Source organism: Photobacterium phosphoreum, assembly GCF_002954725.1.
Lineage (GTDB): Bacteria > Pseudomonadota > Gammaproteobacteria > Enterobacterales > Vibrionaceae > Photobacterium > Photobacterium phosphoreum.
The window spans coordinates 2,359,596-2,383,763 of record NZ_MSCQ01000001.1; the positions used below are offsets into that span (position 1 = coordinate 2,359,596).

18 protein-coding genes are annotated in these 24,168 nt (G+C 44.2%); 10 read left to right on the forward strand and 8 right to left on the reverse strand.

Annotated features, from left to right (window positions below):
- Window positions 1–72: 72 nt before the first annotated feature.
- Window positions 73–441: a YacL family protein gene (locus BTO21_RS10345; protein WP_045028064.1), complete on the reverse strand. Its 369-nt coding sequence runs from the start codon at window positions 439–441 to the stop codon at window positions 73–75.
- Between the two features lie 172 nt (window positions 442–613).
- On the opposite strand from BTO21_RS10345, the gene BTO21_RS10350 reads away from it, so the two are divergent.
- Window positions 614–1,753, forward strand: a complete 1,140-nt coding sequence (locus BTO21_RS10350; RefSeq protein WP_045028066.1) for a glycerate kinase — start codon at window positions 614–616, stop codon at window positions 1,751–1,753.
- A 116-nt stretch (window positions 1,754–1,869) separates the two neighbouring features.
- Here BTO21_RS10350 and acnB read toward each other — a convergent pair whose 3' ends face one another.
- The 6 genes from acnB to ampD all read right to left on the reverse strand — a co-directional run bounded on the left by acnB (window position 1,870) and on the right by ampD (window position 12,688).
- Window positions 1,870–4,467, reverse strand: a complete 2,598-nt coding sequence (acnB, locus tag BTO21_RS10355) for a bifunctional aconitate hydratase 2/2-methylisocitrate dehydratase (RefSeq protein WP_045028067.1) — start codon at window positions 4,465–4,467, stop codon at window positions 1,870–1,872.
- Between the two features lie 323 nt (window positions 4,468–4,790).
- Window positions 4,791–6,221, reverse strand: a complete 1,431-nt coding sequence (gene lpdA, locus BTO21_RS10360) for a dihydrolipoyl dehydrogenase (protein WP_045028069.1) — start codon at window positions 6,219–6,221, stop codon at window positions 4,791–4,793.
- A 195-nt stretch (window positions 6,222–6,416) separates the two neighbouring features.
- On the reverse strand, window positions 6,417–8,306 hold the full coding sequence (gene aceF, locus BTO21_RS10365; RefSeq protein WP_045028071.1) for a pyruvate dehydrogenase complex dihydrolipoyllysine-residue acetyltransferase: 1,890 nt from the start codon (window positions 8,304–8,306) through the stop codon (window positions 6,417–6,419).
- 12 nt (window positions 8,307–8,318) lie between these two features.
- Window positions 8,319–10,985, reverse strand: coding sequence for a pyruvate dehydrogenase (acetyl-transferring), homodimeric type (gene aceE / locus BTO21_RS10370; RefSeq protein ID WP_045028072.1), 2,667 nt, complete (start codon window positions 10,983–10,985; stop codon window positions 8,319–8,321).
- 77 nt (window positions 10,986–11,062) lie between these two features.
- The gene (gene pdhR, locus BTO21_RS10375; RefSeq protein WP_045028074.1) at window positions 11,063–11,836 is read right to left on the reverse strand and encodes a pyruvate dehydrogenase complex transcriptional repressor PdhR; all 774 of its coding nucleotides are present in this window, start codon (window positions 11,834–11,836) and stop codon (window positions 11,063–11,065) included.
- 306 nt (window positions 11,837–12,142) lie between these two features.
- Entirely contained in the window at window positions 12,143–12,688 is a 546-nt protein-coding gene (gene ampD / locus BTO21_RS10380; RefSeq protein ID WP_045028076.1) for a 1,6-anhydro-N-acetylmuramyl-L-alanine amidase AmpD, read from the reverse strand.
- A gap of 267 nt (window positions 12,689–12,955) precedes the next feature.
- Here ampD and nadC point away from each other — a divergent pair, with 267 nt between their 5' ends.
- The 9 genes from nadC (at window position 12,956) to mutT (ending at window position 20,768) form a co-directional block, all read left to right on the forward strand.
- Complete coding sequence (gene nadC, locus BTO21_RS10385; RefSeq protein WP_105026833.1) at window positions 12,956–13,843, forward strand: carboxylating nicotinate-nucleotide diphosphorylase; 888 nt, start codon at window positions 12,956–12,958, stop codon at window positions 13,841–13,843.
- A 476-nt stretch (window positions 13,844–14,319) separates the two neighbouring features.
- Window positions 14,320–14,727, forward strand: a complete 408-nt coding sequence (locus BTO21_RS10390; RefSeq protein ID WP_045028077.1) for a pilin — start codon at window positions 14,320–14,322, stop codon at window positions 14,725–14,727.
- Window positions 14,728–14,731: 4 nt separating this feature from the next.
- Window positions 14,732–16,417 carry a type IV-A pilus assembly ATPase PilB gene (pilB, locus tag BTO21_RS10395; protein ID WP_045028181.1) on the forward strand — a complete coding sequence of 562 codons (1,686 nt, stop codon included), beginning with the start codon at window positions 14,732–14,734 and terminating at the stop codon, window positions 16,415–16,417.
- A 56-nt stretch (window positions 16,418–16,473) separates the two neighbouring features.
- Entirely contained in the window at window positions 16,474–17,694 is a 1,221-nt protein-coding gene (locus BTO21_RS10400; RefSeq protein ID WP_045028079.1) for a type II secretion system F family protein, read from the forward strand.
- Between the two features lie 63 nt (window positions 17,695–17,757).
- Window positions 17,758–18,636, forward strand: coding sequence for a prepilin peptidase (locus tag BTO21_RS10405; RefSeq protein ID WP_045028081.1), 879 nt, complete (start codon window positions 17,758–17,760; stop codon window positions 18,634–18,636).
- Between the two features lie 3 nt (window positions 18,637–18,639).
- Complete coding sequence (gene coaE / locus BTO21_RS10410) at window positions 18,640–19,245, forward strand: dephospho-CoA kinase (protein ID WP_045028083.1); 606 nt, start codon at window positions 18,640–18,642, stop codon at window positions 19,243–19,245.
- A 51-nt stretch (window positions 19,246–19,296) separates the two neighbouring features.
- Window positions 19,297–20,034, forward strand: a complete 738-nt coding sequence (gene zapD, locus BTO21_RS10415; protein WP_105026792.1) for a cell division protein ZapD — start codon at window positions 19,297–19,299, stop codon at window positions 20,032–20,034.
- Between the two features lie 7 nt (window positions 20,035–20,041).
- On the forward strand, window positions 20,042–20,242 hold the full coding sequence (yacG, locus tag BTO21_RS10420; protein WP_045028085.1) for a DNA gyrase inhibitor YacG: 201 nt from the start codon (window positions 20,042–20,044) through the stop codon (window positions 20,240–20,242).
- 118 nt (window positions 20,243–20,360) lie between these two features.
- On the forward strand, window positions 20,361–20,768 hold the full coding sequence (gene mutT / locus BTO21_RS10425) for an 8-oxo-dGTP diphosphatase MutT (protein WP_045028086.1): 408 nt from the start codon (window positions 20,361–20,363) through the stop codon (window positions 20,766–20,768).
- A gap of 236 nt (window positions 20,769–21,004) precedes the next feature.
- Here the strand turns inward: mutT and secA are convergent, their stop codons facing one another.
- On the reverse strand, window positions 21,005–23,740 hold the full coding sequence (secA, locus tag BTO21_RS10430) for a preprotein translocase subunit SecA (RefSeq protein ID WP_045028088.1): 2,736 nt from the start codon (window positions 23,738–23,740) through the stop codon (window positions 21,005–21,007).
- Between the last annotated feature and the right edge of the window lie 428 nt (window positions 23,741–24,168).

The following is a 24,168-nucleotide window of genomic DNA, read 5'->3' on the forward strand; positions in this document are numbered from 1 at the left end:
AAAGGCCGCACCATATAGGTGCAGCCTTTTCACTATCATGTAGCACTTAATCGCTACTGATAAATAACTGATTTAAAAACGGATCACAAATGATCGCCAAGCGGCTAATGCTTGGGCTAAATCCTCAAAGCCACATACCGACATACATTCATCATCATAAAAATGTAGATCCTCTTCAAAATCTTCATCTTCTTCTGAAAACAAGCAGTTATCTTGGACTAAAGCTTCATTATCTTGTAAGCATAATGTTAATTCTTCACCCGTTAACCGCCATTCTTTCGTGCTATGTTTCAATGCACTAAGTTGATTCATTACCAGATCAATTTTATCGACATCCTTGCCTAGCTCGTCAATGATCCAACGGCCTAATACTTCATGGCCCATTGAAAAAATGGCATGATAACTACCGTCCAAGGTATTTTTTTTAAATTCGTAATCCATACCTTTAGTACCCCATCTCTGATCATCTTAGTTGTTAACTGCTACACTGCCAGCAGAATGCGCTTGGCGCCCATTGTCAGGATCTATCACTAAAATGCAACTCATCTCTAGCAACTAAATTGTTATATGCCTTTATTTAACGGACTCCCACATTTAACAAGGCTGATTGATTATGAAAATTATTATTGCTCCTGACTCATACAAAGAAAGCCTGACTGCAATGGAAGTGGCGACGGCTATTGAAGCGGGTTTCTGTCAAGTGATGCCTGATACCGAATACATTAAACTGCCGATGGCTGATGGCGGTGAAGGCACCGTACAATCATTAGTTGACGCCAGTAACGGCACTATTATTGAGCACTCAGTTACTGGTCCTTTGGGTAAATCAGTACCCGCCTTTTTCGGCATCATGGGTGACGGTAAAACTGCTGTTATTGAAATGGCGGCAGCATCTGGCTTACACCTTGTTAGCCCAGATCTACGCAATCCAATGCTCACGACGAGTTATGGTACTGGTGAGTTGATTCTAGCGGCACTGGATCACGGGGTTAAACATATTATTATTGGTATTGGTGGCAGTGCCACTAATGACGGCGGTAGCGGTATGGCGCAAGCGCTTGGAGTGCAACTATTAGATAGCAACGCTCAGCCTTTAGGATTGGGGGGTCAGGCATTAGCACAACTGGCGACAATAGATGTCAGTCACATTGATCCCCGTCTAGCCCATATAAAACTAGAAGTTGCGTGTGATGTTGATAATCCCCTTTGTGGTGAAAAAGGCGCATCACAGGTGTTTGGACCTCAAAAAGGCGCAACTCCAATAATGGTTGCCGAGCTTGATCAAAACCTCACTCACTATGCCGACATTATTAAACGTGACTTAGGCACAGATATTAAGAATACAGCAGGGGCTGGTGCCGCAGGCGGTATGGGCGCAGCGTTATTAGGCTTATTTAATGCCCAATTACGATCAGGGATTGAGATTGTGATTGATGCGGTTAACTTCAACGAGATTGTTAAAGATGCCGATCTGGTGATCACTGGCGAAGGTCGAATTGATAGCCAAACCATTCACGGTAAAACCCCGATTGGTGTTGCACGTGCTGCCAAGAAATTTAATAAACCGGTGATTGGTATCGCAGGTTGCCTAAGCCAAGATTGCGGCGTGGTTTATGGGCATGGTATTGATGCGGTATTTAGTGTTGTTCCTGCTGCGATGAGCCTTGAACAAGCTTTTAAGAATGCTGCTATTAATGTCGAACTAACCGCCCGTAATGTCGCGGCTATTTATAGCTTAAACTCATCACATTAATGTAAGCGGGCATTTCCCAAAGCAGTTAATTCCCCCAATAAAAACGCCGCGATTATTCGCGGCGTTTTTTCTATCTGTTTTATGATTTATTTTTATCTCACCAATAATGACGAAGATTAAACAGCTTGCTGAATAATCACTTCATCGGCTTTATTGGTGTATTCAGCCATACGATCAAAGTTGAGGTAACGATAAGTATCAGCCGCCGTCGCATCGATTTGCTGCGCATAGGTTAGGTATTCATCCATGGTTGGAATACGACCTAGAATTGCACCCACCGCAGCTAACTCAGCCGAGGATAAGTACACGTTAGCACCATTACCTAAACGGTTGGGGAAGTTACGGGTCGAGGTCGACATCACCGTTGAGTTATCTTTTACTCGTGCTTGGTTACCCATACACAATGAGCATCCCGGTGTTTCAATACGTACCCCAGCGCGACCAAAGATACCGTAATAGCCTTCTTCGGTTAGCTGATCTTTATCCATCTTCGTTGGCGGTGCAACCCATAAACGAGTATCTAATTGGCCACCAAATTTCTCAAGCAATTTACCTGCGGCACGGAAGTGACCAATGTTAGTCATGCATGAACCGATAAACACTTCATCAATCGCTGTACCTGCAACCTCTGACAGTAAACGTGCATCATCAGGATCATTAGGCGCACATAAAATTGGCTCTTTAATATCCGCCAGATCAATGTCGATCACATGCGCATATTCCGCGTCTTTATCTGCGGTCATTAACTCAGGATTGGCTAACCACTCTTGCATCGCAGTAACACGACGTTCAATGGTACGACGATCGCCATAACCTTCAGCGATCATCCATTTCAGCATCACGATATTGGAGTTTAAATATTCAGTGATTGATTCTGGCGACAGTTTCACGGTACAACCCGCAGCACTACGCTCAGCCGAGGCATCAGAAAGCTCAAACGCTTGCTCAACCGATAAATGCTCAACCCCTTCAATCTCAAGTACACGGCCTGAGAATTCATTGATCTTGCCCGATTTTTCAACCGTTAATAGCCCTTGCTGAATCGCAAAATAAGGAATTGCATGGACTAAATCACGTAGGGTGATCCCTGCTTGCATCTCGCCTTTAAAGCGCACCAAAATAGATTCTGGCATATCCAGTGGCATCACTCCGGTTGCCGCAGCAAATGCCACTAAACCTGAACCGGCTGGGAATGAAATACCTAATGGGAAACGGGTATGTGAATCGCCCCCAGTACCTACCGTATCAGGCAGCAACATTCGGTTAAGCCATGAGTGAATAACACCATCTTTAGGACGTAACGCCACTCCACCACGATTCATAATAAAATCAGGCAGAGTATGGTGAGTATTAACATCAATTGGTTTTGGATACGCCGAAGTATGACAGAAAGACTGCATCGTCAGATCCGCCGAGAAGCCTAAACAGGCTAAGTCTTTCAGTTCATCACGAGTCATAGGGCCGGTGGTATCTTGCGAACCAACAGTGGTCATTTTGGGCTCACAATAAGTGCCCGGACGAACGCCCTCAACACCACATGCTTTACCGACCATCTTCTGCGCTAAAGTATAACCTTTATCACTTTCAGCAACGGCGACAGGACGACGGAATACCTCAGATGCAGGTAGGTTCAATGCTTGACGCGCACGATCGGTTAAACCACGACCGATGATCAATGGAATTCGACCACCCGCACGCACTTCATCAATCAGGACATCGGTTTTTAATTTAAAGGTTGAGACTAATTCATCGTTATCATGACGACGGACTTCTCCTTTAAATGGGTAAACATCAATTACATCGCCCATGGCTAACTTAGTCACATCAACTTCAATCGGCAATGCGCCTGCATCTTCCATGGTATTAAAGAAGATCGGCGCGATCTTACCGCCAAGCACATAACCACCGGCGCGTTTATTGGGTACATAAGGAATATCATCCCCCATAAACCACAGCACAGAGTTAGTGGCAGACTTACGTGAAGAGCCTGTTCCTACAACATCACCGACATAGACTAATTGATGGCCTTGTTGCTTTAGCGCTTCAATTTGAGTGATCGGGCCAATAGTGCCCGCTTGATCAGGAGTGATCCCTTCACGCTCAATTTTTAGCATTGCTAACGCGTGCAGTGGAATATCAGGCCGTGACCATGCATCAGGGGCTGGCGATAAGTCATCGGTATTGGTTTCACCAGTGACTTTAAAAACAGTAAGGGTGATTTTTTCAGCAAGAGCAGGTTTAGATAGAAACCACTCAGCAGCAGCCCAAGATTGCATCACTTGCTCAGCAAACGCATTACCTGCTTTGGCTTTTTGCTCGACATCATAAAATGAATCAAACATCAGTAATGTATGTGATAACGCAGTCACTGCAATTGGCGCAAGCTCAGCATCATCAAGTAATGATACTAATGGCTCAATATTATAACCGCCTTGCATAGTCCCTAATAATTGTGCAGCTTTGGCTTTGCTAACCAATGGCGATTGGGCTTCGCCGGTGGTGATCGCTGCCAGAAAACCTGCCTTTACATAAGCCGCTTCATCCACACCCGGTGGAATACGATTTTCTAGTAGATCGAGTAGGACTGCTTCCTCACCTTGTGGTGGGGTTTTTAATTGCTCAATCAGAGCAGCAACCTGTTCAGCATTTAGCGGCTGGGCAACAACCCCTTCGGCCGCACGTTCTTCGACGTGTTTACGGTAGGCTTCAAGCACGACATATTCCTCTTATATTGGCTCGACTATAGCGTCGAACATCCTTGGAAGTTAAATGATCTCTCGCTGATCAGTGATTGACGTGTAATCCATACCTTACGTCTTCGCTATTAATCAGGGATCAAAACTGTTAAATACCATATCACTTTTAACCTAATTTTAAAATAAATCGATGTTTTACAACATTCACAGTTTTGGAAAATTATTGCGTCTTAATCACAAAATAATGTACTGCTAGTGAAAATATACCGTTGGTGAAATAGCAGCCACAAAAAAAGCGCCAATCAGGCGCTTTTTAGTTAACTGAGCAAGTTAAGCGAGAATTACTTCTTACGCTTTACTGCTTTTGCATTTGGCAGGTCAGTGATTGAACCTTCAAATACTTCTGCTGCAAGACCAATTGATTCATGCAATGTTGGGTGAGCGTGGATAGTTAATGCGATATCTTCTGCATCACAACCCATCTCGATCGCTAGACCGATTTCACCTAGCAATTCACCACCGTTAGTACCAACGATTGCACCACCGATAACGCGGTGAGTGTCTTTGTCGAAGATCATCTTGGTCATACCATCAGCACAATCAGATGCGATAGCACGGCCTGATGCCGCCCATGGGAACGTAGCAACTTCGTAGTTGATACCTTCTGCTTTCGCTTCTTTCTCAGTCTTACCTACCCACGCAACTTCTGGCTCAGTGTAGGCAATTGAAGGAATTACTTTAGGATCGAAGTAGTGCTTCTTACCAGAAATAACTTCTGCTGCTACGTGACCTTCATGCACACCTTTGTGAGCAAGCATAGGTTGACCAACAACGTCACCAATCGCGTGAATGTGCGCTACGTTAGTACGTAGTTGCTTATCTACATTGATAAAGCCGCGCTCATCAACATTGATACCCGCTTTTTCAGCGTCGATCAATTTACCGTTTGGTACACGGCCGATAGCCACTAACACTGCATCATAACGTACAGGTTCAGCAGGGGCTTTCTTGCCTTCCATTGATACGTAGATACCGTCTTCTTTAGCTTCAACTGCTGTCACTTTCGTTTCAAGCATTAGGTTGAATTTCTTAGAAATACGCTTAGTGAAGACTTTAATGATATCTTTATCAGCAGCAGGAATCACTTGATCGAACATTTCAACAACGTCGACATCAGAACCTAGGGCGTGGTAAACCGTACCCATTTCAAGACCGATGATACCGCCGCCCATAACAAGTAACTTTTTAGGTACTTCTTTAAGCTCTAGCGCATCTGTTGAATCCCAAATACGTGGGTCTTCATGCGGAATGAAAGGTAACTTAATTGGGCGTGAACCCGCAGCGATAATTGCATTGTCAAATGTTACTGTCGTTTGACCGTCAGCACCTTCAACAACGATTGAATTAGGACCTGTGAACTTACCGTAACCGTTAACCACGTTAACTTTACGCATCTTAGCCATACCGCCAAGACCGCCAGTAAGTTGGGTAATTACTTTATCTTTCCATAGACGGATTTTATTAATATCGGTTTGTGGCTCGCCGAAAATCACGCCGTGTTCTGCCATTGCTTTTGCTTCTTCAATAACTTTCGCTACGTGAAGCAGAGCTTTTGATGGGATACAACCCACGTTAAGACACACACCGCCTAGGGTACTATATTTTTCGATTAAAACCGTATCCAAACCTAAGTCTGCACAACGGAATGCCGCAGAATAACCAGCAGGGCCTGAACCGACTACTACTACCTGGGCTTTAATTTCTTTGCTCATCATGACCTCGTTGTAAGTCTTTTATCCCTAACAGGCTATCAGCTATGCTGTAATATTCATTCAGAATTTACGTTCAAACTGAGCAACAAGTTTACAGACCTGTTAACAAGATGAAAAATAAATTACTGTAGCCTGTGAGCTAAACAACAATTCCATGCCTACTCAACGTAGGCATGGCGTTGTGGATGTGAAACCTTATAGTACCAAACGACGGATGTCAGATAGACAACCATTTAGGTAAGTAATGAAACGTGCACCTTCAGCACCATCAATCACACGGTGATCGTATGACAGTGATAATGGAAGTTGTAGACGCGGTTCAAACTCTTTACCGTTCCATACTGGTTTCATTTCAGACTTAGATACACCAAGGATACCTACTTCTGGTGCATTCACGATTGGTGTGAACGCAGTACCACCTAAGCCACCAAGGCTTGAGATAGTGAAACAGCCACCTTGCATATCTGATGCCGTTAGCTTACCAGCACGTGCTTTCTTAGAGATAGTCATTAGCTCTTCAGACAGCTCGTAAATACCCTTCTTGTTCACGTCTTTAAATACAGGAACAACCAAGCCATTCGGGGTATCTACCGCGATGCCGATGTTGATGTATTTCTTCAAAATCAAGCTCGCGCCATCATCAGATAGTGAAGAGTTGAATGAAGGGAACGCTTCTAGTGCTTTCGCTACTGCTTTAAGAATGAACACTAATGGCGTGATTTTCATGCCAGTGTCTTTCTTCGCTTCGATAGCGTTTTGGTCTTTACGGAATGCTTCAAGCTCAGTGATATCTGCATTATCCCACTGAGTAACGTGTGGGATCATTACCCAGTTACGGTGCAGGTTAGCGCCAGAAATCTTCTTAATGCGAGAAAGCGGTTTAACTTCTGTCTCACCAAACTTGCTGAAGTCAATCTTCGGCCAAGGTAGCAGACCTAATGCAGCGCCATCGCCTTTACCTGAAGCCGATGCTGCTGCACCAGACTCAAGACGCTTAAGTGCATCTTTAACGAAGCTTTGAACGTCTTCTTTAAGAACGCGGTTCTTACGGCCAGTACCTTTAACTTTCGCAAGGTTAACGCCAAACTCACGTGCTAGACGACGAACAACAGGTGATGCGTGTGCATAATCGTTGTTTTCTTCAAAGTCGCCCGTTGTTGCTGCCGGAGCAGATGCAATAGGTGCCGCTGCAGGTGCCGGAGCTTCTGCTTGAGCAGGTGCTGCAACCGCTACCGCTACCGCTACAGGTGCTGCGCCAACAACGTCAAAGATCATGATCAATGAACCAGTAGAAACCTTGTCGCCAGCAGCGATTTTGATTTCTTTGATAGTACCAGCGAACGGTGCAGGTACTTCCATTGATGCTTTGTCGCCTTCAACAGTAATTAAAGATTGCTCTTCTTCTACTGTATCGCCAACTGCAACCATGATTTCAGTTACTTCAACTTCATCACCGCCGATATCTGGAACATGAACTTCTTTCGCTGCTGCAACGGCTGGAGCTGCTGCTACAGGTGCTGCTGCTTGAGCAGGAGCCGCTACTGGCGCAGAGCCAGCAACTTCAAAAATCATTACCAGTGAGCCAGTTGATACTTTATCGCCAGCTGCAATTTTGATTTCTTTTAATACGCCAGCAAACGGTGCTGGTACTTCCATTGACGCTTTATCGCCTTCAACAGTAAGTAGTGACTGCTCTTCTTCGATGCTGTCGCCGATAGCAACCATAATTTCAGTTACTTCAACTTCATCACCGCCGATATCAGGCACGTGTACTTCTTTCAGTTCAGCTACCGTTGCTGCTACAGGCGCGGCAACAGCTGCTGCTTCAGCTACAGGGGCAGCAACGACTGCGCCTTCAGCTTCAAAGATCATGATCAATGAACCAGTAGAAACTGTGTCACCAACAACGATTTTAATTTCTTTCACGATACCCGCTTGAGAAGCAGGCACTTCCATTGATGCTTTATCGCCTTCAACAGTGATCAGTGATTGATCTTCTTCAACCTTGTCGCCAACGCTAACAAGAATCTCAGTTACTTCAACCTCATCCGCACCGATATCAGGTACATTAATTTCGATTGCCATTATATTTGCCTCTTACGCGTATAGCGGGTTGATCTTGTCTGCGTCAATGTTGAATTTAGCAATTGCATCTACAACTACAGAATTCTCGATGTCACCACGTTTTGCCAATTCAGAAAGTGCAGCAACAACAACGTAGCCTGCATTAACTTCAAAGTGACGACGTAGGTTAGCACGGCTATCTGAACGACCGAAGCCATCAGTACCCAGTACTTTAAATGACTCAGAAGGCATGAACGCGCGAACTTGTTCTGCGTAGTTCTTCATGTAGTCAGTCGCAGCGATTGCAGGCTCAGAACCCATAACCGTTGTGATGTAAGGAACTTTCTGCTCAGCTTGTGGGTGAAGCATGTTGTAACGCTCAACATCTTGACCGTCACGAGTCAATTCGTTGAATGATGTTACCGAGTAAACATCAGATGCTACGCCGTAGTCTTCACTTAGAATTTGAGCCGCTGCGCGTACTTCATTCATGATCGTACCAGAGCTCATTAACTGAACTTTAGACTTCTCACCCGCGTAAGACTCAAGCTTGTAGATACCCTTACGAATACCTTCTTCTGCGCCTTCTGGCATACCAGGCATGGCGTAGTTTTCATTCATTACTGTTAGGTAGTAATAAATGTTCTCTTGCTCTTCACCGTACATGCGACGAATACCGTCTTGCATGATAACCGCTAGCTCGTAAGCAAACGTTGGGTCGTAAGAGATACAGTTAGGCACTGTGTTAGCCATGATGTGTGAATGGCCATCTTCGTGCTGAAGACCTTCACCGTTCAAGGTTGTACGACCTGCAGTAGCACCTAATAGGAAGCCACGTGCTTGTTGGTCACCTGCCATCCACGCCATGTCGCCAACACGTTGGAAGCCGAACATTGAGTAGTAGATGTAGAACGGAATCATTGGTAAATCGTTGGTGCTGTATGATGTTGCAGCAGCGACCCAAGATGCCATTGAACCTAGTTCGTTGATACCTTCTTGCAGAACCTGACCTGAGTTTGCTTCTTTGTAGTAAGAAACAATGCCCTTGTCTTCTGGGGTGTAAGTTTGACCCGCTGGGTTGTAGATACCCACTTGACGGAACAGACCTTCCATACCAAAGGTACGCGCTTCATCACAGATGATAGGCACGATGTTCTTACCAATATTCTTATTTTTTAATAGAATATTTAGGGTACGAACGTAAGCCATTGTGGTTGAGATTTCACGCTTTTGCTCAACAAGCAACGGAGTGAACTCTTCAAGCTCAGGCACTTTAAATTCTTGAGTAAACTTAGGGCTACGCTTAGGTGTGTAACCTAATAGTGCCTCACGACGAGCGTGTAGGTAGTTATACTCAGCAGAGCCTTTTTCAAGCTCTAGATAAGGCAATGATTTGATTGCTTCATCAGAGATAAGGTCTTGTAGGCCTAAACGGTCACGTAGGTATTGAACATGAGTCATGTCCATTTTCTTCACACCGTGAGCGATGTTTTTACCTTCAGCGGCTTCACCCATGCCGTAACCTTTAACAGTTTTAGCAAGAATAACCGTTGGTTTACCTTGAGTGTCTTTTGCATTAGTAAATGCAGCAAATAGTTTTGATGAATCGTGACCACCACGTTTCAGTTCAAAGATTTGCTCATCTGTCATGTCAGCAACCAGTGCTGCAGTCTCAGGGTACTTACCAAAGAAGTTCTCACGTACGTAAGCGCCATCTTTAGATTTAAATGTCTGGTAGTCACCATCGATAGTTTCGTTCATTAACTGAAGAAGCTTACCAGTAGTGTCTTTTGCTAGTAGTGAATCCCAGTTGTTACCCCAGATCACTTTAACCACATTCCAGCCAGCGCCTTTAAATAGGCCTTCTAGCTCTTGAATGATCTTACCGTTACCCATAACCGGGCCATCTAGGCGCTGTAGGTTACAGTTGATAAGGAAACATAGGTTATCTAGCTTCTCACGTGCTGCAAAAGAAATCGCACCGCGTGATTCTGGCTCATCCATCTCGCCGTCACCTAGGAACGCGTAAACACGTTGCGCTGATGTGTCTTTAAGACCACGACCATTTAGGTATTTAAGGAAACGTGCTTGGTAGATCGCAGAGATAGGACCTAGACCCATAGATACCGTTGGGAACTGCCAGAATTCAGGCATTAACTTAGGGTGTGGGTATGAAGGAATACCTTTGCCATCAACTTCTTGACGGAAGTTATCAAGCTGATCTGCTGTTAAACGGCCTTCAACGAATGCACGTGAGTAGATCCCTGGAGAGATGTGACCTTGGTAATAAACCAAATCGCCGCCATCAACGTCATTAGGTGCACGGAAGAAGTGGTTAAAACATACTTCGTAGAAAGCAGAAGCAGACTGGTAAGACGCCATGTGGCCGCCTAAGTCTAAATCTTTCTTCGAGGCACGCAATACGATCATGATTGCGTTCCAACGAATGACAGAACGGATACGACGCTCTAGCGTAGTATCACCTGGGTACGCAGGTTGTTGCGCCGCAGGAATCGTATTAATGTAATTAGTGTTGATGCCTGTTGCCATATCAACACCATCTAAACGTGCTTTATCCAATACTTGCTCTAGTAAGTACTGGGCGCGTTCAACACCTTCTTCACGGACTACTGATTCAAGAGCTTCTAACCAATCTTGAGTTTCCAGTACATCCACGTCACTCTTCATGACTTCAGACATGCGATCTATCCTTTCGTTATAATTTACTAAACTAACAATGTCGCGACTTGCAGATGGCCTTTGGCTGATAAAGAACCCTAGTCAAGCCCGTCCTTGCGTTGTTGAATTCGACGGAGAGAGCGTTGACGTCTGCTATCTTCTCGCGATAAATCCAACAAAGTCTCCTCGATGTAAGCCAAATGTGCGTGGGATGCTTCTCGTGCCTTTCCCGGCTGCTTAGAAACAATCGCTTCAACAATATTGGCTCGATGCTTACTAACCTTATTCACCACCTCTTGGTGACGATTAAGGTGTTCAAAATTCTGTAATACATTTTGTTCTAACAACGGCGCTAAACTGCGAATAATGTGTAATAACACCACATTATGGGCTGACTCTGTAACCGCAATAAGGCATTGCATTACCGCAGTTGCTTCAGCGGCTAAATCGCCTTGCTGTTGTGCTTGCTGAATTCGCGTATGACAATCTTTAATACGATCAAAATCATCATCATTACCACGCAGGGCCGCATAATATGCCGCTAATCCCTCTAACGCATGGCGTGCTTCAACTAAATCTAATTGTGTTTCTGGGTGTGCGGCTAATAAATCAAGTAATGGATCAGAAAAACCTTTCCATAAATTCTCGGTCACAAAGGTGCCGCCACCTTGACGACGAGTCAGTAAATGTTTGGCTTCTAAACGTTGAATTGCCTCACGAACAGAAGGGCGAGAAACATCAAATTGCTTTGCTAGTTCACGCTCAGGAGGCAATTGTTGCCCCGGAGATAATGTTCCCTCAACAATCAAACACTCAAGCTCTTGCTCGATAGCGTCACAAAGTTTAGGTTGGCGAATACGTTTATACGTCATTATGATGAATGCTTCTTATAATCAATCTGCTTCATAACAAAACTAACAATACGGGTAATTGGTATTACCAATTTGCTGACGTGCAAAGTTTACAGAAATAATCGTAAAAGTCCACACTCGACTTGATTGAAATCATAGAATCCGCTTTGTTTAACAAAAAATACACATCAACACTAATAACAACCAACAAACACAATCACGTTAAGATACAGACCGCACTAAAAATCAAGGCGTACAAAGCATTAATAAGCAATTTGTTTGCTTTCTTATCAATAACATAGTCAGTAACTATCAAGAAATAATCGCTTACAACTGGCTTTTATAGCATTGCCAATCAAACACTAATCCAGGGTCAGTTTTACGCCCAGGTGCAATGAATTCATGGCCAGTTACCCGCTGGCGAGTGATGGCAGGATAGCGCTGCATGATTTTCTGGGTGAGTGTGGCTAGGGTTTCATACTGATAAGCGGTGAAGGGTAAATAATCACAGCCCTCAAGTTCAATTCCAATCGAATAATCATTACATTTGTCGCGCCCTTCAAAGCAAGAAACCCCTGCATGCCATGCGCGAGCATTAAAGGGTACGAACTGAATAATACTGCCATCACGACGGATCAAACAGTGAGCCGAAACGCGAAACTGATGAATTAATGCGAAATAAGCATGTTCGTTAGGATCAAGTTGACCAGTAAATAATTGTTCAATATAAGGACCGCCAAACTCCCCCGGCGGTAAACTGATGTTGTGCACCACCAGCAATGAAATATCATCATCAGGGCGAGAATCAAAAAATGGCGATGGCACTTGTTTGACGTTATCAAGCCAATGATGACTGTTAATGGTTAGGGTCATATAAACCTCAAGTGGAAGTATTCAAGTAAATAATTAATAAATAGCTTTCGAGTATCAAGTATCGAAACCAAAATTAAAACCTCTATCCCTCGCCTCTGTCTTTCCTCGTACCTTTTTCCTCCCTCCTACTTTTCCTCCCCCCTAACAACCTCTCCTCCTTGCCCCTTTCTCCTCTCGAAAACTGGATCTATTCCCTGTATGCTTTCTGTATCATTCGCGGTAATTCGATTACCGGCAAACTCATGCAATGGATACGACATGACAGCTATGGAACATAAACACGACAGCACCGCCCGCCTCGCTTACCTTAAACAACAATTGCCGCTGGAAATCACTCGCGCAGTTGCTGATGCCCTGCGTGAAGATTTAGGCGGTGAGATTGATGCCAGTCGTGACATTACCGCTAATTTAATTGCCGCTGATAGTTACAGCACCGCCACTATTATCACCCGTGAATATGGCGTTTTTTGTGGGCAGCTGTGGGCGGATGAAGTATTTGTTCAATTAGGTGGCGAAGTGGTAATTGATTGGCATGTCGCTGATGGTGAAGTGGTTAAACCCAACCAAGTGTTATGTACCCTTAAAGGTCCTTCACGGGTATTGCTCACTGGCGAGCGTAATGCGATGAACTTTATTCAAACGTTATCAGGTTGCGCCACCCTTACTGCGGAATATGTTAACCAACTCCAAGGCACTAATACTCGTCTATTAGATACCCGTAAAACCGTTCCCGGTCTGCGCAGCGCACTTAAATATGCGGTTAGTTGTGGTGGCGGTTTTAACCATCGTATTGGGGTGTTTGATGCCTATTTGATCAAAGAAAATCATATCATGGCGTGTGGTGGGATTGATAAAGCGATCGCCACTGCCAAGCAGCTCAACCCCGGCAAACCAGTAGAAATAGAAACTGAATCGCTAGCCGAATTAGAACAAGCGATTACCGCCGGCGCAGATATTATTATGCTGGATAATTTCAGCCTAGAGATGATGCGTGAAGCGGTAGCTATTAATGCCGGTCGCGCGGCACTGGAAAACTCAGGTGACATTACTCTCGCTAATATTCGTCAGTGTGCGCTAACGGGGGTGGATTATATTTCGGTAGGTGCGCTAACCAAGCATGTACGGGCAATGGATTTGTCGATGAGGTTTAGGTAGGAGATAGGTTTCGAGGGGCGAGGTTACTAGTTTTCGAGGAAGAGCTGTTTTTATCTCGCCCCTAACTAGTAACCGTCATTCCCTACAGTGAATGCCCGCGAGGGCGATAGGGAATCTACTGTCCGCACGTTGTAGAGTCATTATTTTCACTGGCGTCTTTAAGGCTCAATCACGCGGTGAGTAGATCGCGGATAGTTTCGTACCCCAGTTTCCGAGATGACGAATAATAACCTCACCCGCACAACTATCTTTTCCTGCTCTCCTCGTCCCTTATTCACCTCGCAACCTGCTCCTTTTCTGCGCCCTAACTCCAACCCTATTTTGCAACTGCTGCAACAGCACAATAAATAATTCAAACTGTGCCGAGCAATCTTTCACCTCTTATTCAATCAAACGCGTAAGCCTTTTATCCTATTGCCAATTGCACTATCCCTTTTGATTCGCGCTGTGCGAATTACACTTTCAAGGAATGGAATATGAAAAAGCAACAAGGCTTTACCCTTATTGAATTGATGATCGTAGTGGCGATCATTGGTGTGTTATCAGCAATTGCAATTCCAGCTTATAAAAACTACGTAACTAAAAGTGAAGTAGCATCAGGACTAGCCACGTTAAAGGCTTTAATTACTCCCGCAGAAATGATTTATCAAGAAAAAGGAACACTTGTAAAAGCTACAGCGTTGACTGATCTTGGTATAACCGATACTGCAAATAATTTAGGCGCTATATCTTTACCTGAAGATAATCAAATCCAACTACTATTTGGCACAGATAGTTCAATCAATGGAGCTAAATTAGTATTTGTTCGAGGAACTGATGGATGGGCCTGTACTCGAACACCTGCAGCAGGTGGTGCTTTACCAGAAATTGATGGTTGCAAGTAGTGAAATGCAAACCAACCTCGCCTCGATCCTGTTCCAAGCTGAGTTAATCAGCCGCGAACAGGAACAACAAATAGTCGAGTCAGTACAGGCGGAAGGGATCAATGTCCCAACCGCCATTACTCGCTTGGGCATCATGGCGGATGATGAACTGGCGCGTTCATTGTCGCACCTGTTCACACTTGATCGGGTTGATGTTCACCACTATGACTTTCAAGGTTGTTGCCAAAGTGTCTACCAACGTGAACTGGTATTACAGCATCGCGTGCTGCCGCTGGCGCAAGACAATAACACCCTCTTTGTTGGCCTGAGCGATCCTACCAATGTCGATGCGCAAGATGAATTTCGCTTCGCTATTGGTAAGAACGTTGAACCGTTATTATTAGATAATAAACAACTTGAATCCGCTATTCGACGGGTTTATGGCAGTGATATTGGCGATGTCGGTAATAGTCGCCAAATCAGCGATGAAGATCTCGGTAACTTAATTGATATTAACGATCTTGAAATTGATGATGCTACCGATTTAAGCCAAGACAGCGCCCCTGTTACTCGTTATATCAACCAAGTATTAATGGATGCACTGCGTCGCAAAGCATCAGATATTCACTTTGAACCCTATGAAACCAGCTATCGAATTCGGTTTCGCTGTGACGGTATTTTACATCAACATTTAACCCCACCGTCAAGTTTGTCACGGCGGTTATCGACCCGTTTAAAAGTAATGTCAAAGCTCAATATTGCCGAGCGTCGCCAACCGCAAGATGGACGGATCAAACTTAAATTATCTGATTCAGTGGCAATTGATCTGCGAGTTTCGACCCTACCGACCTTGTGGGGTGAAAAAGTGGTGCTGCGGATTTTAGACAGTTCCAGTTCGAGCTTAAACATTGATATTTTAGGTTACAGCGAGGCCCAAAAACAGGCCTATTTAACCGCATTACAACGCCCGCAAGGGATGATTTTAATGACAGGTCCAACAGGCAGTGGCAAAACCGTGTCGTTGTATACCGGATTAAGTATTTTAAACACTGACGAGCGTAATATTTCTACCGCCGAAGATCCGGTTGAAATTAACCTCCAAGGCATTAACCAAGTTCAGATCAATAATCTCGCCGGACTTGGGTTTGCGGAAGCATTACGATCGTTTTTACGTCAAGATCCTGATGTGGTGATGGTCGGTGAAATTCGTGATCTAGAAACCGCAGAGATTGCAGTAAAAGCAGCCCAAACCGGGCACTTGGTGTTATCAACCCTGCATACTAACTCTGCCGCCGAAACCATTACCCGTTTAACTAACATGGGCGTCGAAGATTTTAACCTCGCCTCATCGCTCAGTTTAATCATTGCTCAACGGCTGGCGCGGCGGTTATGTAGCCACTGTAAACAACCGCACTTACTGGATGATTTGACCTGTGAGCGCTTAAAGCTGCCACTTAATAGCAGTGTATTTCAAGCCAATAAAGAAGGCTGTGATGATTGCAACAAAGGCTATGTTGGGCGCGTCGGTATTTATGAAGTAATGCAATTTAGCCGTGAAATCGCCGAAGCATTAATGCAAAACGCCACCAGCTTACAATTAGAAGATATTGCCGCTAGCCAAGGCATGCAACGGCTGCGAGAATCTGGAATAGATAAATTGGTTGCTGGCATCACCAGCCTCGTCGAATTACAACGGGTACTGCAACTTTAACGGCACTCACGATGCTATAGATAACAACCACTGACGTTAACTAACAAGGATCTATTATGGTTGCTGCCACTAAAATTCGTTACTACCAATGGCGTGGCGTCAATCAAGCCGGACGTAAAGTCTCTGGCGTCACCATGGGGTATCAAGAACAGGAAGTACGTCTTCAGCTCACCGAGCAAATGATCAATATTAAAAAGATCAAGCGTACTTCCCCTGGAACATTAAGCCGCCTTCGCAACCAAATGAAGCCTGAAGATGTCACCATGGTCACCCGTCAATTATCAACCATGGTTGAATCAGGGGTGCCTGTAGTACAAGCCTTAACACTGATGGCAAACAGTCATCATAAAGGCGAAATGCGCGCTACTCTAAAACAAGTCACTACCCAAGTCGAAGCGGGAGCATCACTGTCAAAAGCGATGCGTTCCAGTTCACCGTTGTTTGATAAATTCTATTGCGACTTGGTCGATACTGGCGAACAAACAGGTCACTTAGGTGAAGTGTTTGCACGAATTGCCATTTACCGTGAAAAAGCGGAAGCGATGCGAAAAAAGATCATCAAAGCGATGATCTACCCGTCAATGGTGTCGATCACCGCGGTATTAGTGACAGTATTAATGCTGGTGTTTGTTATTCCCCAATTCGCGGCGATTTTTAGTGGTTTTGGCGCTGAACTGCCGTGGTTTACTCGCCAAGTCATGAAAGCCTCGGACTTTCTGGTTAACTACGGCACTTATCTAGGTGGCGTCATTGTGATGGCAGTGTTGCTATTCCGCTACTGTTATAAAAACTATTACCGCTTCCATTATCGCGTTGACAAACTGAGCCTAAAGTTACCCATCGTTGGTGGAGTATTACTTAAAGCCACTATTTCCCGTTTTGCACGAACGCTAGCAACCACTTTTAATGCGGGTATTCCGTTACTGACCGGTATTCAATCGGCGGCAAAAACCAGTAATAACCTTTATATCGAACAAGCGATTGATGAAGTGTATAACAATACCGCAGCAGGAATGCCATTATACTTATCCTTGCGTCAAGCTGATGTTTTCCCAGAATTAATGCTGCAAATGGTAATGATTGGTGAAGAATCTGGCGCACTTGATGATATGCTCAACAAAATGGCACAATTGTACGAAGATGATGTCGATAATACCGTCGATAACCTTGGTCAAATTTTAGAGCCGTTTATTATTATCATTCTTGGTACCATTATCGGTGGTTTATTAGTCGCGATGTACATGCCTATCTTTACGCTCATGAGCGTGATGGGATAATCACAACTCAATCAATAACCATGACGTTAAGGTAAATAGATTTCTTTTTTTAGAGAGTAATTGATGGCTGTATTGAGTTATTACCCGTGGCTGTACCCGTTATTTGCAACCCTGTTTGGTTTATTAATCGGCAGCTTTCTTAATGTGGTGATTTATCGATTACCGATCATGATGGAGCGTCAATGGCGTCAAGAATGCCATGATTGTTTTCCAGAGCTGGATCACCCTCAACCTAATGATACCGATACCCCCTTTAATTTAAGTGTGCCCCGTTCGCGCTGCCCCCATTGCAATCATGCCATTAGTGCACTGGAAAACATTCCTGTCATTAGCTGGCTAGTGTTAAAAGGCAAATGTCGCGCGTGTCAGGCATCAATCAGTAAACGCTATCCTGCGATAGAATTACTCACCGCCATTATTAGCTTAACCGTCGCGTTAGTATTACCACCAACATGGTGGGCAGTTGCCGTACTCGGCTGTAGCTTTGCATTGATCGCGCTAACCTTTATCGACATCGACAAAATGCTACTGCCCGATCAAATCACGCTGCCATTAATGTGGGGCGGTATTTTATTCGCTTTACTCGGCATCAGCCCTATTTCATTAACTGATTCCATTATTGGCGCAATGGCAGGTTATTTATCGCTGTGGTCAATATTCTGGGCATTTAAACTGCTGACCAAAAAAGATGGCATGGGTTACGGTGATTTTAAACTGTTAGCGGCTATTGGCGCTTGGGTTGGGTGGTCATTATTACCCTTCGTGGTGTTACTGTCGTCTCTTGTCGGTGCGATATGCGGCATTATCATGCTACGAATCAAGCATCAAGATCAACAAACCCCGTTCTCTTTTGGACCCTACCTTGCTGTCGCTGGCTGGATTGCTATGCTATGGGGCCAACCCATTTTAGATTGGTATGTTAGTTCATATTTAGGATTTTAATTAATGACAGTTGTGATTGGCTTAACCGGCGGTATTGGCAGTGGTAAAACCACGGTGGCTAATTTATTTGGCGATTATGGCATTGATTTGATCGATGCCGATATTATTGCCCGTGATGTAGTGGCTATTGGCAGTCGCGGTTTATGCCGTATTATTAAAAAATTCGGTAATAGCATATTGTTAAATGACGGCAATCTTGATCGTAGCCAACTAAGAGCAGCCATATTTAGTGATCCACACCTTAAGAACTGGCTTAATCAACTGCTGCATCCATTGATTCGTGAACAAATGTTAGCCGACATAGATCGTGCTACATCACCGTATTGCCTACTGATCGTACCGTTAATGGTCGAAAATAACCTTCAAACCCTAACCGATCGGTTACTGGTGGTTGACGTTGACCAACAAACACAGATAATGCGTACCCAACAGCGGGATAATGTATCGCTTGAGCAAATAAAAAATATTCTTGCAGCGCAAGCATCACGCCAACAACGACTGGATGCTGCCGATGATATCATTTGTAATAATGGTGATAATCAGGCACTGTTGACTCAAGTTGCTCAGCTACACCAACATTATCTCGCACTCGCACAAGCCGCGAAATAACGCTCAGCGTGCATTCACATTATTCTTTTTTGGCTTCCACTGGTTTCCGTTATGCAAATACATCGCTATGAACATCCACTGAATGAAAAGGTGCGTATTTATCTGCGCCTAGAACACTTACTTAAACAGTTACATCACAGCAGCGAACTTAGCGACCCATGGCAATATACGATTTTCTTTAATGCCTTATTCGATCTGCTAGAACTGATTGAGCAAATCCCCGTTAAAACTGACCTTGCTAAAGCACTTGATAAGCAAAGTACTAAATTAAAAGCATGGTTAGATTACGACGGCGTTGATCCCACCGCCATTCAGTCGTTACTTGACAGTATGAGTCATGCTCAGAAAAACCTATTAGCAGCACCACGCTTGGGACAAAGCCTGCGTGAAGATCGTTTTCTAAGCTCGATTCGCCAACGGTTCTCAATCCCTGGCGGCACTTGTAGTTTTGATCTCCCAGCACTGCATTACTGGCGTCAACAGCCGCTTGAAGAGCGTCAACAAACCACCCAAGCATGGATCGATCAACTGGCAGAAATCGATCAAGCATTAAACCTATGGCTTCATTTGATCCGTCAATCCGCACAATACCAACCACAATCGGCACATAATGGTTTTTTCCAAAATGATGCCAGCTTATCGTGTTTACTTCGCATTGAAATCGATGCAAGCTATGGCGTTTATCCTGTTGTATCAGGTCATCGTAGCCACTTCTCTATTCGGTTTTCACCTTATGAAGATGGCTCGACAGTGGCAACTAATATCGACTTTAAATTAGCTATTTGCTGAGGTAACTATGTCACAAGCTCAACCAACCGTGGTGAAATGCCCAACCTGTAAAACTGATGTGGTCTGGGGCGAACAAAGCCCATACCGTCCTTTCTGCTGTAAACGCTGCCAGTTGATTGATCTTGGTGAGTGGGCAGATGAAGAGAAAGCCATTGCTGGTGCGCCAGACATGTCTGATACCGATGTATGGTCAGAAGATAGCTACTAACGCTTCACATTGCTCTATAGCAACCGATTACTGATTAAGGGCGAGTCAATGTTCACATTAGCTCGCCCTTTTTAATGGCTAGATATTTAATCACTCAATGTTATTCAAGGACTGAGTTATGACTAAAAAACGAATTTGGATCGCAGCAGGGATCATTTTAAGCCCCGCCCAAGATCGAGTTTTTATTACTCGTCGTCATGCTAATGCGCATCAAGGTGGGCTATGGGAATTTGCCGGCGGTAAAGTAGAAACCAATGAAACCGCTGAACAAGCGGTTATTCGTGAGCTTGACGAAGAAGTTGGGATTCAAGTAACTGCACTCGTGCCATTAATCAGCCTTGCGCATGACTACCCGGATAAAGCGTTACAGTTTGATTTCTTTGCGATCACCGCATTTACTGGTGAAGCACGGGGTAATGAAGGTCAGGCAGGATTATGGGTAGCTATTAATGAGCTTGAGCAATACCCATTCCCTGAGGCGAATGCGGCGGTATTGGCGAAGATCATTGAGGTTTATGGGGGATAATTTATTCCGTCATCCCGGAAATTGAGGTACGAAATTATCCGGGATCTACTCACAATGAGCTTGAGCCTAACAGATACCAAAAATAATATTAACGCTACGGCGTATGAATAGTAGATTCCCTATCTCGTTCGTAACCTCACTGTAGGGAATGACGGTAGGTTTCTTACACTGAAAATAACAGCCATAAAAAAAGGTCGCTCGAAGGCGACCTTTTTTATAACAGTTTAACGGTGATCTTAATCGATCTTGCCGTGACACTGCTTGTATTTCTTACCTGAACCACATGGACAAGGCTCATTACGGCCGATCTTACGCTCTTCGCGCTCAAACGTACCTTGATGGCTATCGTCTTCTATTTGAGGTGCTTCATCGACAATTTGATTGTCAGCATCTTGATGTTGGAACTGCTGACGACGTGCTAGCATTTCTGCCATTTGACGACGCTCTTCTTCCATACGATCAACTTCTTCCTGCTGCTGTACTCGTACCTTACTTAAGATAGAAACAACATCACTCTTTAAGTTATCTAACATCTCTTCAAACAGTTCAAACGACTCGCGCTTGTACTCTTGTTTAGGGTTCTTTTGTGCGTAACCACGAAGGTGAATACCTTGACGAAGATGATCCATCGCCGCTAGGTGTTCTTTCCATAGCGTATCTAGGTTTTGCAACATTACCGTTTTTTCAAAGTTACGCAGCACTTCTGCGCCAACAACTTGTTCTTTCTCACGGTAAAGCTCAAACGCTTTCTCAATGATACGTTCACGTAGTGCTTCTTCGTAAAGCTTATCTTCAGTGTCTAACCATTGTTTAATCGGTAGCTCTAAATCAAAGTCTTCTTTTAGACGCGCTTCTAGGCCTTTGATATCCCACATTTCTTCTAGCGATTGCTGTGGAATGTAGTTATCAATAATTGCGTTCAACACGTCTTCACGGTTGTGCTCAATCATTTCACTGATATCGTTCGCATTCATTAGCTCATCACGTAGTTCATACACTACCTGACGTTGATCGTTAGCAACATCATCAAACTCAAGCAATTGCTTACGGATATCAAAGTTACGCCCTTCAACTTTACGTTGTGCGTTCTCGATAGCTTTTGATACCCATGGGTGTTCAATCGCTTCGCCTTCATCCATACCGAGCTTCTTCATCATGCCAGAAACACGATCAGAGGCGAAGATACGCATTAGGCCATCTTCCATTGAAAGATAGAAGCGTGAAGAACCTGCATCACCCTGACGGCCCGCACGACCACGTAACTGGTTATCGATACGACGCGATTCATGACGCTCAGTACCAAGAATGTGCAAACCACCCGATGCTAATACTGCATCATGCTTAATTTGCCAATCAGCACGAATTTTTGCGATTTGCTCATCAGTTGGATTGTTAAGTTTTTCAACATCCGCCTTCCATGAACCACCTAACATGATATCGGTACCACGACCGGCCATGTTAGTTGCGATAGTGACTGAAGCAGGTGCACCCGCTTCAGCGATAATATCCGCTTCTTTTTCGTGGAACTTCGCATTCAGTACGTTGTGCTTGATACCGGCTTTTTTAAGCGCGTTTGATAGCATCTCAGATTTTTCAATCGAAACCGTACCCACAAGACATGGCTGACCGTTTTTAACACGCTCAGAAATATCTTCACTGATAGCAACGAATTTCTCAGCTTCAGTCATGTAGACTAAATCGCCGTTATCAATACGTGCCATTGGACGGTTAGTCGGTAGCACTACCGTATCTAAATTATAAATAGATTGGAATTCAAACGCTTCAGTATCAGCAGTACCTGTCATACCAGATAACTTCTCGTATAAACGGAAGTAGTTCTGGAAAGTAATCGATGCCAAGGTTTGGTTTTCGTTCTGAATCTTAACGCCTTCTTTCGCTTCAACAGCTTGGTGAAGACCTTCAGACCAACGACGACCCGGCATAGTACGGCCAGTGTGCTCATCAACAATGATAACTTCATCATCTTGAACAATATAATCGACGTCTTTTTCAAACAACACGTGCGCACGTAAACCGGCATTAACGTGGTGTAATAAACTGATATTAGCCGGAGAATACAGGGTATCGTTCTCTGCCATAATGTCATTTTTAATCAACAATTCTTCAATGAATTCTTGACCTGTTTCGGTAAAATGCGCTTGCTTAGATTTTTCATCAACGGTGTAGTGACCGTCACCACGATAATCAGCGCTATCTTCTTTATCTTGACGCACTAGCAATGGAATTAGCAGGTTCACCTTAATGTACATTTCTGAGCTATCTTCAGCAGGGCCAGAGATAATCAGCGGTGTACGCGCTTCATCAATTAGAATGGAGTCAACTTCATCGACAACCGCAAAGAAACGCTCACGCTGGACGCGATCTTCAGGTCGGAACGCCATGTTATCGCGCAGGTAATCAAAACCAAATTCGTTGTTAGTACCGTAAAGAATATCCGCCGCGTAAGCGTCTTTCTTCGCTGGCGGTGACATATTCGGCACGTTAACACCGACAGTCATACCGAGGAATTCAAATAACTCGCGGTTAGTTTCAGCATCACGCGCGGCTAGGTAGTCGTTCACAGTAACAATGTGAACACCTTTACCGGTTAAAGCATTTAGGTATGACGGCAATGTTGCGGTAAGAGTTTTACCCTCACCAGTACGCATCTCGGCAATTTTACAGTCATTTAAAACCATACCGCCAAGTAGCTGGACGTCAAAGTGACGCATGCCATAAACACGTTTTGATGCTTCACGAACTGTCGCGAAGGCTTCTGGTAGTAGTTGATCTAGCGCTTCGCCTTGCTCTAAACGCTCACGAAATTCAGCTGTTTTTGCTTGCAGCTCATGATCTTGTAGGCTTTCAAACTGAGGTTCTAGCTTATTGATTTGATCAACAATTTTGCGCATACGACGCAGAGTGCGGTCGTTACGGCTACCGATAACTTTAGTCAGTAGTTTTGATAACATGGTGATGCCGGTTTCTCTTTGTTATATCAGCGTTTCTATTGCTGAATCGCTTAATTCGGGTTTCATTCCTTGGGGGACCTAAGCCATCCTTATCCCACTGGAATCGCCACAACGGTGACTAAGAGGTTAATCCTAAAACATGTAATATCTGATATTGTGTCGTGATCGTCGATTTTCAAGGGCTAACATTACTATCCTAACAAAAAGCACCTTGCTCAATGCTAAACTAATTGCCTTTATTGCCATCTCAGCACAAAAAACACCATGGTCACTGACGCTTGGCAGACATATCACTCAACATATATTAACCTATATGTCTGATATGATAAGTCATATTAATGTCATCGCCTATGATAAAAGCCACAGCAATGGTGTTTATCTGTGAAAAATTAAGATCATATTCGCAAAAGTAACATTTTTATTCTGTT

Bases quoted from the DNA above. Each gene is read 5' to 3' on its own strand.
- BTO21_RS10345 (WP_045028064.1), bottom strand. From the start codon at position 441: ATGGATTACGAATTTAAAAAAAATACCTTGGACGGTAGTTATCATGCC.
- BTO21_RS10350 (WP_045028066.1), top strand. From the start codon at position 614: ATGAAAATTATTATTGCTCCTGACTCATACAAAGAAAGCCTGACTGCA.
- lpdA (WP_045028069.1), bottom strand. From the start codon at position 6,221: ATGAGCAAAGAAATTAAAGCCCAGGTAGTAGTAGTCGGTTCAGGCCCT.
- aceF (WP_045028071.1), bottom strand. From the start codon at position 8,306: ATGGCAATCGAAATTAATGTACCTGATATCGGTGCGGATGAGGTTGAA.
- aceE (WP_045028072.1), bottom strand. From the start codon at position 10,985: ATGTCTGAAGTCATGAAGAGTGACGTGGATGTACTGGAAACTCAAGAT.
- pdhR (WP_045028074.1), bottom strand. From the start codon at position 11,836: ATGACGTATAAACGTATTCGCCAACCTAAACTTTGTGACGCTATCGAG.
- ampD (WP_045028076.1), bottom strand. From the start codon at position 12,688: ATGACCCTAACCATTAACAGTCATCATTGGCTTGATAACGTCAAACAA.
- nadC (WP_105026833.1), top strand. From the start codon at position 12,956: ATGGAACATAAACACGACAGCACCGCCCGCCTCGCTTACCTTAAACAA.
- BTO21_RS10390 (WP_045028077.1), top strand. From the start codon at position 14,320: ATGAAAAAGCAACAAGGCTTTACCCTTATTGAATTGATGATCGTAGTG.
- pilB (WP_045028181.1), top strand. From the start codon at position 14,732: ATGCAAACCAACCTCGCCTCGATCCTGTTCCAAGCTGAGTTAATCAGC.
- BTO21_RS10400 (WP_045028079.1), top strand. From the start codon at position 16,474: ATGGTTGCTGCCACTAAAATTCGTTACTACCAATGGCGTGGCGTCAAT.
- BTO21_RS10405 (WP_045028081.1), top strand. From the start codon at position 17,758: ATGGCTGTATTGAGTTATTACCCGTGGCTGTACCCGTTATTTGCAACC.
- coaE (WP_045028083.1), top strand. From the start codon at position 18,640: ATGACAGTTGTGATTGGCTTAACCGGCGGTATTGGCAGTGGTAAAACC.
- zapD (WP_105026792.1), top strand. From the start codon at position 19,297: ATGCAAATACATCGCTATGAACATCCACTGAATGAAAAGGTGCGTATT.
- yacG (WP_045028085.1), top strand. From the start codon at position 20,042: ATGTCACAAGCTCAACCAACCGTGGTGAAATGCCCAACCTGTAAAACT.
- mutT (WP_045028086.1), top strand. From the start codon at position 20,361: ATGACTAAAAAACGAATTTGGATCGCAGCAGGGATCATTTTAAGCCCC.
- secA (WP_045028088.1), bottom strand. From the start codon at position 23,740: ATGTTATCAAAACTACTGACTAAAGTTATCGGTAGCCGTAACGACCGC.